The organism is Pseudoalteromonas sp. S4741, assembly GCF_005886135.1.
Lineage (GTDB): Bacteria > Pseudomonadota > Gammaproteobacteria > Enterobacterales > Alteromonadaceae > Pseudoalteromonas > Pseudoalteromonas tetraodonis.
This window is the reverse complement of the sequence record NZ_PNCN01000033.1, coordinates 25,511-38,605: the sequence shown is the minus strand read 5'-3', so window position 1 is coordinate 38,605 and position 13,095 is coordinate 25,511. Positions and strand designations below refer to the sequence as shown.

Annotated in this window: 14 protein-coding genes and 1 pseudogene; 8 read left to right on the top strand and 7 right to left on the bottom strand. The window is 39.4% G+C overall.

Annotation, left to right across the window (positions count from 1 at the left end):
* The first annotated feature begins 162 nt into the window (after window positions 1-162).
* Window positions 163-1,773: an L-aspartate oxidase gene (nadB, locus tag CWC30_RS06215; RefSeq protein ID WP_069440023.1), complete on the top strand. Its 1,611-nt coding sequence runs from the start codon at window positions 163-165 to the stop codon at window positions 1,771-1,773.
* On the opposite strand, the gene CWC30_RS06210 is transcribed toward nadB, so the two are convergent.
* Together CWC30_RS06210 and CWC30_RS06205 are read right to left on the bottom strand one after the other, a co-directional pair.
* Complete coding sequence (locus tag CWC30_RS06210) at window positions 1,748-2,104, bottom strand: hypothetical protein (RefSeq protein WP_036981623.1); 357 nt, start codon at window positions 2,102-2,104, stop codon at window positions 1,748-1,750. The genes nadB and CWC30_RS06210 overlap by 26 nt on opposite strands.
* Window positions 2,105-2,159: 55 nt before the next feature.
* Window positions 2,160-2,411, bottom strand: a complete 252-nt coding sequence (locus CWC30_RS06205) for an FAD assembly factor SdhE (protein WP_013465640.1) — start codon at window positions 2,409-2,411, stop codon at window positions 2,160-2,162.
* 152 nt (window positions 2,412-2,563) lie between these two features.
* On the opposite strand from CWC30_RS06205, the gene ygfZ reads away from it, so the two are divergent.
* Together ygfZ and CWC30_RS06195 are read left to right on the top strand one after the other, a co-directional pair.
* Window positions 2,564-3,475 (top strand): CAF17-like 4Fe-4S cluster assembly/insertion protein YgfZ, encoded by a 912-nt coding sequence (gene ygfZ / locus CWC30_RS06200; protein WP_036981620.1) that lies wholly within the window; start codon window positions 2,564-2,566, stop codon window positions 3,473-3,475.
* 11 nt (window positions 3,476-3,486) lie between these two features.
* Window positions 3,487-3,972 (top strand): FKBP-type peptidyl-prolyl cis-trans isomerase, encoded by a 486-nt coding sequence (locus CWC30_RS06195; RefSeq protein ID WP_013465643.1) that lies wholly within the window; start codon window positions 3,487-3,489, stop codon window positions 3,970-3,972.
* A gap of 40 nt (window positions 3,973-4,012) precedes the next feature.
* On the opposite strand, the gene CWC30_RS06190 is transcribed toward CWC30_RS06195, so the two are convergent.
* From CWC30_RS06190 to CWC30_RS06180, 3 genes are read right to left on the bottom strand one after another with little or no spacing between them, the layout of a single operon-like run.
* Window positions 4,013-4,498 carry a hypothetical protein gene (locus CWC30_RS06190; protein WP_013465644.1) on the bottom strand — a complete coding sequence of 162 codons (486 nt, stop codon included), beginning with the start codon at window positions 4,496-4,498 and terminating at the stop codon, window positions 4,013-4,015.
* Between the two features lie 27 nt (window positions 4,499-4,525).
* Entirely contained in the window at window positions 4,526-5,338 is an 813-nt protein-coding gene (locus CWC30_RS06185) for a DUF481 domain-containing protein (protein ID WP_013465645.1), read from the bottom strand.
* Between the two features lie 46 nt (window positions 5,339-5,384).
* Window positions 5,385-5,705: an HI1450 family dsDNA-mimic protein gene (locus CWC30_RS06180; protein WP_013465646.1), complete on the bottom strand. Its 321-nt coding sequence runs from the start codon at window positions 5,703-5,705 to the stop codon at window positions 5,385-5,387.
* Window positions 5,706-5,994: 289 nt separating this feature from the next.
* On the opposite strand from CWC30_RS06180, the gene CWC30_RS06175 reads away from it, so the two are divergent.
* The 5 genes and pseudogenes from CWC30_RS06175 to CWC30_RS06155 form a co-directional block, all read left to right on the top strand.
* On the top strand, window positions 5,995-6,786 hold the full coding sequence (locus tag CWC30_RS06175; protein WP_036981617.1) for a crotonase/enoyl-CoA hydratase family protein: 792 nt from the start codon (window positions 5,995-5,997) through the stop codon (window positions 6,784-6,786).
* Window positions 6,787-6,869: 83 nt separating this feature from the next.
* A complete protein-coding gene (locus CWC30_RS06170) occupies window positions 6,870-7,223 on the top strand; it encodes a CidA/LrgA family protein (protein WP_013465649.1) in 354 nt (117 codons plus the stop codon).
* Window positions 7,216-7,947, top strand: a complete 732-nt coding sequence (locus CWC30_RS06165; RefSeq protein ID WP_033102807.1) for an LrgB family protein — start codon at window positions 7,216-7,218, stop codon at window positions 7,945-7,947. Before CWC30_RS06170 ends, CWC30_RS06165 begins: the two co-directional genes overlap by 8 nt.
* A gap of 37 nt (window positions 7,948-7,984) precedes the next feature.
* On the top strand, window positions 7,985-8,818 hold the full coding sequence (locus CWC30_RS06160) for a mechanosensitive ion channel family protein (RefSeq protein ID WP_016899673.1): 834 nt from the start codon (window positions 7,985-7,987) through the stop codon (window positions 8,816-8,818).
* A gap of 106 nt (window positions 8,819-8,924) precedes the next feature.
* Window positions 8,925-9,362, top strand: a pseudogene (locus tag CWC30_RS06155) (GGDEF domain-containing protein); the annotation flags it as partial.
* An 80-nt stretch (window positions 9,363-9,442) separates the two neighbouring features.
* On the opposite strand, the gene CWC30_RS06150 reads toward CWC30_RS06155, so the two are convergent.
* Both CWC30_RS06150 and CWC30_RS06145 read right to left on the bottom strand, forming a co-directional pair.
* A complete protein-coding gene (locus tag CWC30_RS06150) occupies window positions 9,443-10,795 on the bottom strand; it encodes a magnesium transporter (protein WP_138626670.1) in 1,353 nt (450 codons plus the stop codon).
* A gap of 299 nt (window positions 10,796-11,094) precedes the next feature.
* The gene (locus tag CWC30_RS06145) at window positions 11,095-12,762 is read right to left on the bottom strand and encodes a methyl-accepting chemotaxis protein (RefSeq protein WP_138626669.1); all 1,668 of its coding nucleotides are present in this window, start codon (window positions 12,760-12,762) and stop codon (window positions 11,095-11,097) included.
* Window positions 12,763-13,095: the final 333 nt, after the last annotated feature.

Here is a 13,095-nt window from a genome sequence, read left to right as displayed (position 1 = left end):
ATAAAAAGTTCTGACTCATATTGTTTTTTTATAAAATAGCTACAAATTACGCGTTTATACGCTAAAACCACTTAGTAGTAGTTCAACAAATATGGTACAACTGTAAGTATTAAAAATAAATATTGCTCTATCTGAGCATTGTAACCGCAAAGTACCTCACAGATGAACCAAAATAAACATCACATTACCGATGTCGCTATTATTGGTAGCGGCGCAGCAGGCTTATCACTTGCTTTATCTTTGGCTAATTACTGTAACGTTACCGTGATCAGTAAAGGTGAATTAACCGAAGGTTCTACTCTTTATGCCCAAGGCGGAATTGCCGCTGTTTTTGATAAAAAAAATGACAGCATAGAGTCTCACGTTGAAGATACCTTAGATGCAGGTGGCGGTTTATGTGACAGAGAAGCTGTACATTACACTGCCAGTAATGCGCATGACTGCCTACAATGGTTGATTGACCAAGGCGTGCCTTTTGATATGGAGTTTGATAGTAAAGGTAAAGAGCGCTTTCATTTAACTCGTGAAGGCGGGCATAGCCACCGACGCATTTTGCATGCAGCCGATGCCACAGGCAAAGCTGTGCAAACAACCTTGATTAGCCAAGTTCAAGCACACAGCAATATCACCTTGTTAGAGCATTACAACGCGATTGATTTAATTACCGATAAAAGTATTGGCAAAATGGGTTCACATGTTCATGGCATGTATGTGTGGAATAAAAAAGCCAAAAAAGTAGAAACAATTGGCGCAAAATTTGTTGCCCTAGCAACGGGTGGCGCAAGTAAAGTATACCTTTATACCTCTAACCCTGATGTTTCTAGCGGTGATGGTATTGCCATGGCATGGCGTGCAGGGTGTCGCGTTGCTAATATGGAATTTAATCAATTTCATCCAACCAGTCTTTATCACCCTGAATTGCAAAACTTTTTAATTACCGAAGCAATGCGTGGTGAGGGAGCCTATTTAAAACGCCCAGATGGCACGCGATTCATGAAAGAGTTTGATGAGCGAGAAGAACTCGCCCCGCGCGATATAGTCGCGCGCGCTATCGATTTTGAAATGAAGCGCCTTGGTGCAAATTGCTTATATTTAGATATTAGCCACAAAGACAAAGATTTTATTATTGAACACTTCCCAACGATTTACGCCAAATGTTTAAGCGTAGGGCTTGATATCACCAAGGAGGCAATCCCTGTCGTTCCCGCAGCACATTATACCTGTGGCGGCGTTATGACCGACTTTAATGGTAAAACCGACTTAGCTAATTTATACGCTGTGGGTGAAGTGGCTTACACTGGGCTGCACGGTGCTAACCGTATGGCAAGTAACTCATTATTAGAGTGCGTTGTATTTGCCCATGCTGCAGCAAAAGACATTTTGAGTAAAATAAAGACCGCTCCTGCACTGGTTGATTTACCTAGTTGGGATGAAAGCCGCGTATCTAACTCAGATGAAGAAATCGTGATCACCCATAACTGGCATGAGCTGCGATTATTTATGTGGGACTATGTTGGGATTGTGCGCTCAACCAAACGACTTGAACGCGCGCTTCATCGTGTTGAACTATTACAGCAAGAAATCCACGATTACTACGCGAACTTTAGAGTGAGTAATAACTTGCTTGAGTTACGTAACTTAGTTCAAGTAGCCGAGCTTATAATTAGAAGTGCTATGGAACGTAAAGAAAGTCGCGGACTGCACTTTACCATTGACTACCCAGAGCAAAACGAAAATCCAACGCCCACTATTTTGACTCCAAAGCGCAATTAATTGCCGCAAGTGTTGCGCGTTTTAAACGCGCGTAGCTTTGCTCATCAACACTATTGGCTGAGATAATCAGCCAATAGTTTTCACTAAGGCCATTAATATACAACCACACACTGCGACCAAGTAATCGGCTTTGCTTACCAATAACCCCTTGAATTAGCAGCTTTTCACTCTCAAAACGAAATTGATTTGGCTCTAATAATATAACGCCCTGCTCTGGCTGAGCAGCCACGATTTTTCGCCAAACGATAATGCCAGCAACAATATTAAGTGCAATGCAAAAAAGAGTTGCCAAAATAGAAGTGGTAAATAAGCATAATATTAAAGTTAGCACACAAAAAAAGACCACAATCTGTTTGTGGTCTGTCTTATTATTTGTAACGAAAAACCTATACACGAACTCGGTCTAAAATTAGCTCAACCATACTGTTTAGCTCAACGTCTTTACATTTTTCATGGCCCATAAACCAAGCAAATAAATCTGGGTCTTCTTGTGTTAATAAGCGCTGAAAAGTCGCCTGCTGTTTAGCATCTAACGAATCATAAGCTTCTTCAACAAACGGCATAAACAAAACATCTAGTTCTAACATGCCACGGCGGCAAGCCCAACGGATACGTGCTTTACTATGTATTTCAACCATCTTAAACCTCATATTTAATTAATTCGAGTTTAACAAATGCACGTTAATTTAACAGCACTAAATTATAAAAAAACAACGCTTGTTGGTGGCTGTACCATCGGCTTTAACTACGTTATTATGTGGTTTCATTTGTTATTGCAAAGAAGGTGTTTATGTCTCTGGTTTATGCATGTCCTTTATCACATCAGGTTATTAGCCTCTCAGGCACAGATAAATTATCTTACCTACACGGACAAATCACTCAAGATCTCAATAAAATCAACAACAACAACTTTTTGTGGACAGGTCACTGTAACGCAAAAGGTAAGCTGTGGGGTGTATTTAAGCTATTTTCTTACCAGCAAAACTATTATTTAACCGGATCAAGTGCTGAAGTAGAACGCTCACTGGCTGAGTTAAAAAAATACGCTGTATTTGCAAAAGTTGAAATTAATAAAGCCCCAGAGCGATTAATTGGTTTATTAGGTGATGACCTAACTGATTTGCTTACGCAACTTGATATTCACTTTAGTGACGATGCCACAGCATGCGACTTTGCTAACGGCAAAGCCCTTAAACTTGCGCCAAACCGCGTTTTACTTATGGTTGATAGCCAATTTTGCTTACCTGATGAAGTATCTACCCTCGACAACGACGCTATGTGGCAACAGGCCTCACTGCTAGCTGGTGAGCCTCAGTTAAGCGTTGATGCAATTGATGAATATGTGCCGCAAATGGTTAACCTTCAAGCCATTAATGGCATCAGTTTTAAAAAGGGTTGCTACACCGGCCAAGAAACCGTCGCACGTATGAAATACTTAGGTAAAAATAAACGTGCCATGTATATCGTTACAGGGCAAAGTGAAGGATTGCTCGATGCACCCGATATCGAAACCCAGTTAGGTGAAAACTGGCGCCGCGCGGGCAAACTTATTGCGCAAAGCTTTAATGAAAAAACACACACTTTAACTGGCTTAGTTGTGTTGCCAAACGATACTGACACCGCTCAGGTTCTTCGTGCAAAACATACCCCTTCGGTAGAGCTAAACATTCTGCCTCTACCTTACTCTCTTGAAGATGAATAATAGGAATGACTATGATCGTTGCAGCAAATAAAGTGGTAAAAATGCATTACTCTGTACTAGATAATGACGGCAATACCATTGATAACTCATTTGGCGGTGAGCCTTTAATTTTTATCGTTGGTACGGGTTACCTGATCTCAGGACTTGAAAACGCGCTGCAAGGCAAACAAGCTGGCGATACGCTAAGTGTAAAAGTTGAACCTGAAGAAGGTTACGGTGAGCGTCATGATCACCTAATGCAAGCAGTGCCAAAATCAATGTTTGAAGGCATGGACATTGAAGTGGGCATGCAATTTCGTGCAACCACCGATGACGGCGACCAGTCAGTCATGATCATCGATATTCAAGACGAAGAAGTGATTGTTGATGGTAATAACCCACTCGCTGGTATTACGCTCAATTTTGATGTAGAGATTTTAGAAGTACGCGATGCAACGGCTGAAGAGCTTGAACATGGCCATGTACATGGTGAAGGCGGTTGTGGTCACGACCACTAAACCCTAATCCAGTAATAAAAAAGCGCCTCAGGCGCTTTTTTTATAGCATATTATTATGCGTACGTAATTTAACTTGAGGCTCTGCTGCAGGTGCTTCGCCAGGGGTTATTTTATCTTCAAGCGCAGCAACTAATCCTGCTTGGTCATTAGTGCCTAAGCGGTATTGGCTGCCATCTTTAAGCGTTAATTGCACGGCACTAAAGCCTGATACTGAATAAATCCAACCATCATGCGTAATGCGGATACCAATACCGTGACGGTAAGAGTTTTGTACTGCTTTTACGTCAACTATGTCCTCTAGTGCTAATTTTTGACCCGCAACGCCTGGACCAAATGCCCAGCTAATATGGGCTTCATCAACTTTAATGGTTAAACCATGAAATAAAAAACCCACCAGCAATAAAATACCTGCAAATACCATTAACGGCACATCGGCACCCATTAAATTCCATGCAAGTGCAACAAACCCACCTATCCATGCCAATACTACAAATATAAATACCGCATACTGCTTATGCTGATACATAACACTCTCTATTAAAAAGTTAAAAAATTAAAAACTGTACACTAAGGTGGCACTGAGCTCTGAATCGTATTTTAGTTTATCTTCTTCAGGCTTAGAATTATAACGATACATATAAGCAAACTTTAACGATACCGCGCCAACCACTTGGCTAATTAATGCCGTTTCTGACTTTAACCGAGAGTTAAGCCCAGACAAAGATTGTTCTATACTGATATCTTGATTAAATCGGGTACGCTTAGATACCAACCTCTCCCATTGCATGGCAATACGTAACAAGTAACCCATTTTGTCTTTATCGTCTTCGCTTATTGTCGACTCATCATCAGCAACGGAGCGATATAAACCAGGGCCAATATCTATATCTACTTTGTTTTTAACCCCTTGATAAATACGTGCACCATAGCCGGTCGCCACCGTACTTTTAAAATCAAGACCGCTAAATTCATCCTCTTCATAATCGCCATAAATAAAGAAAGACGAATTTTTAACGCCTACCTTGTAGTTACCCTGCGCAGAAACAAACACGCGATTAGCCGTAACATCCGACTGGCCCGTTTCTTCATTTTCGTCACGTTTGTATAAGGAATCTATTTTGAATTGATTACGCCAGTTTTCAAAATCTTGGTAAAGATTACCTTTGAGTTTAAAACTGGTTGAGTTGGTATTACCTTTACTTAAAATAAAACCAAACTCGGTATCACCATAAAGTACTTCGCCTTTGTGTAGCTCATGAATTTCTTCATCAGAGAGCTCCCCATATTGATGAAAATCTTCAAAGGGATCCACTGCCCAGCTGTAGGAGCTAAATAATAAAAGCAGTAATACAACGTACTTTCGCAAAATACATTCTCTTGCAAATGGTAATAATGAAAAGGGGCCGAAAAAGTTATTCACTTTCTTTCCATAAAATATGGCAAAAAGGCGCGTCTTTATCACGGCTAATTAAAATTTTCGCAAATAAGACGTCTTCGTTATCAAACTCGAGGCCCACTAATACTTGAATAAAATGCTCAGGCTCTATTTCTAGTGCAACAAAATCTTGCCACTGTTCATCGGGCTCATCTTCTTCAATAAAGCCAAGTTCTTCACGATGCAGGTTAAATTCTTCAACATCTTTATCACTCAGGTTGTTGGGAGCCAGCTCTAAAAAAATATCATAAGCTTGATGGGTTGCTTCTTCTACCGTAAATAAACGTGGACCTGACATAAGTGGTTAACCTCTGAGCTTTTAAGTTGGCGCCATAATATCAAAAGTTGTTAGTGTTTTGATAAAAAAACACGTTAAATACTGACTTTTTTACTTTTACCTAATACTTATAGATATTAATGGATTGGTTAGCATTAGGGTCTGCTAGCCTTTCAAGATTAAATCTGCCTTGAAAGATAAAAGACCGCAATTGCATTAAAAAATTCACTTTGTTTTTTATTTATCTTCACCCACTTTACTTAGCACGAATAAAAACATAAGCTCAAGTAACAGGTCAGAGGAGTGCGAGATGATAAAACTAGAAAAAAAACAGGGCATTGCCACCGTCACATTAAATCGAGTAGAAAAACAAAATGCCTTAAGCTTTACTATGTTTATTGAGCTTAACAAGGTGATTAAAAATATTAAAAAAGATGCAAGTATTCGTGCGGTTGTATTAACCGGTAAAGGCGAACACTTTTGTGCAGGGCTTGATATTAACGCGGTTATGGCCTCGCCAATGAATATTATAAAACTCCTATTTAAATGGCTTCCTGGTAATCAAAATTTAGCGCAAAAAGTAGTACTTGGTTGGCAATCATTGAGTGTGCCTGTTATTGCCAAAATAAACGGAAATTGCCTTGGGGGTGGATTGCAAATAGCACTGGGTGCCGATTACCGAATTGTTCACCACGATGCCAAACTCGCCATTATGGAAGCGCGCTGGGGGTTATGCCCAGATATGGGCGCTAATGTTATGCTTTCAGGCTTAGTAAAACGCGACCAAGCGCTTTGGTTAGCAAGTCACGCAAATCCAATAAACGCACAACATGCTTTTGAACTAGGTTTAGTAACCAAAACAACCGACGATACAGATAAAGCAACTAAAGAGATGCTTGATACACTGCTAGCGCGCTCACCTGACACATTAGCTGCAATAAAGCGTGTAACTCAACAAAGCTATAAAGCCCCTGTTCGAAAAATACTCGCTAAAGAAACATGGAGCCAAATTCGCTTACTGATCAACCCTAATACTAAAAAAGCCATTGCTAAAGCTAAAGGGAAAGCTGATATTGAGTTTACAAACGCCAAGCGCTGGTAACATTGATGGTAATACTAAGGCACAATGCATATAACAGCATTATTTGTTAAAGTTAGGCTCTTCTATTCTAGTGAGCCAAATTAATGAAATACCTACTAAGTAGCGCAATTATTTTATTGTGCTTAGCAACAAGCAAATTCATTATGCATCTTCTTGATGCGAGTTTCCCTGCTCCTCTACTCGCCATGGTTTTGCTGCTAACGTTACTGTTATTAGGCATAGTTAAAGAACATCAACTCGCCCCCTGTGCATCACCTATTTTGAATGTAATGCCTATTTTCTTTATTCCTGCAGGCGTCGGTTTTATAGAACATTTAGGGCTAATTAAATCACATTGGCCTTTCTTAACTGCGGTCATCTTATTAGTCCCACTCAGTAGTTTAATTTTAGTGGCAAGCCTAGTGGGCTATTTTAAAGGTAGAGCTAATAATGACTAACTTAACCACCAGCATAACCCCCAGCCTATGGTGGTTAACCGTGCCATTTATTATTATTCTCTTTATTGCACTAAGAGCGGTTAATCTTAAGATAAATCAGAGTATTTTAAAGTCATTAACCAACCCTGTTTTTTTAAGCATTGGCATTATTGCCCTACTGTTAGTTAACCTTAAATTACCTTATTCACAATTTGCCTCACATAGTCAGTTACTAAGTTGGCTATTAGAGCCGGCCATTGTTGCTTTAGCCTTGCCGCTTTATCAGCAATTTATGCACGTACGTAAAAACTTACTATTAATTGTCGCTACTTGCAGTATAGGTATTGTTAACGCCACACTAGTGGCTTTTGTATTAAGTATTTTATTTGCTGTGCCCTCACAATTGAGCGCCTCTGTTGCGGCACTCAGTGTAACAACCCCTATCACACTGCTGGTTACTGACTCATTGGGAGGAATTAGCTCACTTGCCGCTGCCATGGTTATTTTTATTGGTTTATTGGGGGCTTTGTTTGGCTTTATATTGCTCAAATTAGTTAAGATTTATAACTTTGAGGCACAAGGAATTGCAATCGGTACCGCGTGCCATGCAATTGGTACGGCGGCAGCTATTGCCGAACACCCAAAAATAGGCGCATTTTCATCAGTGGCTATGGCACTCAGTGCATTATTAACCGCAGTGATAGTACCACTATTATATCCAATTTTAGTTAATACTTTGTTATAGTAAGCGGATAACAGTATCGCTAAAAATAGAGCCCAACATGATCAGTTCCGAAATTCAGCAATTTGAAAAGTACTACGCCCTACTTACCGAGTATTTAGTTACCTACAGTATGCAAATAGTGGGCGCTATTTTTATTCTACTCGTTGGCCTGTGGGTCGCTAAAAAGCTCGCCGAAGTTGTCGCAAACTTAATGACCCGCCATAACATTGATATCACCCTGACTAATTTTGTCAGTAATGTTGTAAAAGTACTGCTGATCATTATGGTGATCATTATTGCGCTTGGTAAAATTGGCATTAGTGTAACCCCATTTGTAGCTGCAATAGGTGCCGCCTCATTAGGCGCAGGCTTAGCGTTACAAGGTATGCTTTCTAATTATGGCGCGGGGCTTGCTATTATTGCTACGCGGCCATTTGTGGTTGGCGATACCATAGAAGTAAAAGGCGTTAGTGGCCAAGTAAAAGTAATTGAGCTGGGGCACACCATATTAATTAATGAAGAAAAAGTAGAAATAACCATTCCTAACAAGCATATTGTTGGCGAAATTCTGCATAACTCATTTAATTATTCATTGGTAAAAGGTGAAATAGACATAGCCTACAGTGCCTGTAGTGATACTGCGATAAGCCTTATTGAAAACGTATTAGTCAATCACGAACTCGTAGCTAAACACCCTAATGCACAAATTGGTATAGAACGTTTTGCTGATAGCGGCGTCACCATTAGTTATCGTTATTGGGTGCCCACCACTAAAATTATTGAAACTAAACTCGCTATAAATGGCGGTGTGTATAAAGCGATTAACGATGCCAATATTGAAATTCCGTTTCCACAACGCATTGTTACGCTTAATAAAAGCGACCTAAAATAAATAAAAACCTTAATATGATTTTAAATCATATTAAATTAATTAAGCGTGCTTACAAATAAAATAATAACGAGTCCTTATGCATCAATCACCTTTTTATTTAGGCGACTGGCAAGAAAGTATTCAAAGCAAACAACCTCTAACCAGCATATTGATTGATGTAGATCACTTTAAAAAATTCAACGACACCTATGGGCATATTAAAGGTGATAAATGCTTACAAAAAATTGCAAAAATGCTTTTGCATTGTATTCCGTCAAGAGAGTGTTTGGCTGCGAGATATGGCGGTGAGGAGTTTGCTATTATTTTACCGCGTTGCGATATAAAAAGTGCAACGATTGTTGCCAAGCATGTACAACAACAAATTAATGCGATGACATTTACAGATATAGGCCTACCACCAGAGGTTAAAGTTAGTGTGAGCCAAGGGATTGCCTGTGAGCATAATAGTCAATATCGCACCTACGAGGCGCTGTTGTGCGCCGCAGACACAGCCTTGTACCGCGCAAAAACCGAAGGTAGAAATAAAACAAGTACTGTTGTTTAAAACATTCTAACGGGCTTGTAATGCTATTATTTTATATATTACTAAACGCCACTCCATGGAACTGGCGTTTAGCTTAAAAATTAGAGTAATAACAAACTACCTAACCCTAAAAAGGTTACAAAGCCGATAATATCAGTGACTGTGGTTAAAATCACTGAACCCGACAACGCAGGGTCAATTTTCATTTTATCTAAAATAGACGGGATCACTACGCCCGCCAACGATGCTGCCACTAAGTTAAGTAATATTGCCACGGTAATGGTTATACTAAGCATAATATCGTTAAACCATACAAAGGTTAGCAAACCAATTACTAAAGCCCACACCAAGCCATTTACCGCCCCTACTCGCAGCTCTTTTTTAAGTAATGCGTTTCGGTTTGAGTCAGTAACCTGACCCAGAGCCAGTCCTCGTACAATAACCGTTAAGGTTTGACTACCGGCAATACCGCCCATTGACGCCACTACAGGCATTAATACCGCAAGTGCCACCACTTGCTCTATAGTTGCGCCAAACAAACCGATAAACCACGAGGCTAAAAATGCTGTTGCTAAGTTTATACCTAACCAAATACCACGGTTTTTAGCACTTTTACGAACACTGGCAAATAAGTCTTCGTCTTCTCGTAAACCACCGGCCTTTGCTGCCGCTTCGTCGGCTATTTCTTGACGTAACTCATAAGCTGATGCAATGGTTAAACGCCCTATTAATTTGTTATCGGCATTAACCACGGGCATGGCCATTTTCTCGCTATGAATAACCACTTCAGCGGCTTCATATAAATCATGGTCTGCGTGCAATGAGGTAAAGTCATGATTAGCTAGCGTCATTAAACTCTCGTTATCATGCGCTTTTATCAGATCATTAACCGCAACTTCACCGATTAAGCTACCTTTACGGCTCACCAAATAAATAACTTCGCTGTATTGCGGTAAGCCTTTGTGTAGCAGCTTTTTAGCGCCACCCGCAGTGAGTTTGTCTGACACCTTTAAAAAATCAAACCCAATCCAGTGACCTAATTGCTCTGGCGTATATTGCTGAGCCAGTTCGTATTGCTTAGTTTGTGCTTCATCGAGTTGTTTTTTAGCGTAATCAATAAAACGTTGTGGAATAACTTCTTCTAACTCAAGTAGCTCTTCAACATTTACTTCGTCTAATAATTTAAATCCGGCACTGTCATCTAGTGTTTGTAGTAACCATAAACAGCTATCTTCACTTAAATTAACAAAAATTTCGTGCTGCGTGTCTTCATCTAATAAATGCCAAATTTCGAGACGCTGCTCTTTAGGGATCGCCTCAAACAATAAAGATAAGTGCTCAGTTGATAAAGTTTGCTGAGCATCTATTAGTAATTTATTTTTGCGCTCAGTGGTATCACACTGCAATAAGTCATTTATGAGTTGTGGTAACTGATCAACCGGATACTCTATCATTTAAAAACCCTAAAATAGTCGTTTCACTATAAATTTACTGTAATAAGTAAGTACTTATTAATGAGATTAGCTAGGATCTGTTTGTCTTTCGAGGTTGAACACGTTTCAATCCAAAAGGTCAACAGACCCTTATAGTGTACATTAGTCGCTAATAAAAATATTAAAAAAATCGCTGTGCTGTTAAATATTTATAGATGTAGCAGGCTATAAACTATTGCGCTTTAGCTAAAAATAAAGCAAAAAAAAGCCGTAACTAAATAAGTCACGGCTTCTAAAAGCAATTAATAGCTAAATGTTATTTATATTTTAAACTGACCGACTAAATCACCTAAGTTTTGACCTCGTCCCGCTAAGTGCTGACTTACCGAAGAGGTCGTTTTACTCGATTGCGTTAATTCATTCACAATTTCTTGAATTGCATAAACGTTACGGTTTATCTCTTCTGTAACGCTACTTTGCTCAGTAGCTGCGGTGGCAATTTGTGTACTCATATCGTTAATTGTTGTTACCGATGTAGTAACCGCACCTAAACTTTCAGATATAGCGCGTGAAGACTCTACAGAGCGGTTACAGCTTTGTTGACTCGCTTGCATGGCTCCTACAGCCGCAGTAACTAAGTTATGTAATTCGCTAAGCATTTCATTAATTTCTAATGTGCTATCTTGGGTTCTGCTCGCTAAACTTCTAACTTCATCAGCCACCACCGCAAACCCACGACCTTGCTCACCTGCGCGTGCCGCTTCAATTGCCGCATTTAATGCCAGTAAGTTAGTTTGCTCAGCAATACCCCCAATGACACTCAATACGCTATTAATCTTTTTAGATTGTTCACTTAACGAGTTAACCTGCTCTGCGGCTTGGTTAATTTCGCCCATTAAGTTTGAAACTTCACTCAATGAAACATCCACACAATCTTGCGCATTAGCCACTTCTTTTGTTGCCGCCTGCGTTGATACCGCAACTTGTGTGGTATTTTGCGCAACTTCATGTGAGGTTGCTGACATTTCGGTAATCGCCGTTGCCACTAAATCGGTTTCATGGTTATGCTTTAATAACTTGTCTTCTATCAGTAATGTTTGCGTATTAATATCTGAGGAGGCTGTTTTAACGTCACTTGTTACATCAACCACACCGGCAATAATGCTGTGTAGCTTGCTCACAAATACATTGAAAGATTCACCTAACTGACCAATTTCATCATGGGTATCTATTTCTAAGCGTCGGGTTAAATCCCCCTCCCCTTTAGCAATATCATCTAAGCTTTGCACCATACGTTTGATCGGTTTTAGCATATTGTTAGAAGCATACAACGCACCGGCTGCTGCTAAACCAAGAAGCAGAAGTGATATTAAAACCAAAGTGGTCATTTTTTCGCTTAAATGGCGCTCCATAGTTGCTTGATACTTTACCAGCTCAGCTTCAATATCATCCATATAAGTGCCAGTTCCAATCATCCAATTAGTACCTGGGATCATGGCAGCATAGCCAATTTTTTCGACTAAGCCTGTGGTATTGGGCTTTTGAAAATGATAAGTAAACGAGCCACCGCCCTTACGCGCTTGTTCAAGTAGGCCAACCACTATTTTTTTACCGTTTGGGTCGGTCATCCCTATTTTATTTTGACCTTCTATTGCATCACCCAGTAATGCATGAAAAACACTAATACCATCGGTATCATAAATAAAGTAGTAACCATCTTCGCCAAAAGTTAAATCTCGCAACGCATTTTTTGCGTCTTGTTCATTACCTTGTGCTAATTGGTATTGCACTATTTGAGAACCAATTTCTATTTCTGTTTTTAATAGAGTCTGTTTATCAGCAATTAATTTAGTTTTGAACTCATTAAAGTTTTGCTGTTGATTCTGCTTCTCTAAATAATAAGAGCCCGCCATAAAACTGATTAGTAATACTATCAATGGTAAAACAGCCAACAATAGCAATTTGTTTTTTAAGCTTAAATTACCCATTATTTCTCCAATTAACATTATAAGCCATTAAGCTTTTTATTTTGCAGCCGCTTAGCAGCTAAGTTTCCATTGTTTATATTACTGACAACAGCGCCACACTTGTATACAAATGAAGCACAAACAGAGTTAATTCGCAATTTAATATACTCGTATGCTAGTAAAGCACACTAGAAACAACTTTTTAACTAGGCAATAATATAAATATAGTAATAAACAACTGATTTAGTTCCTTGTTTTAAATCCCTACTAGAACACAATTTGTTAAACTTACTCAAAGCTAAATTAACCTTACTAACGCTATCTTAGCGTAAATTAAAATTAAACATTGGCCAT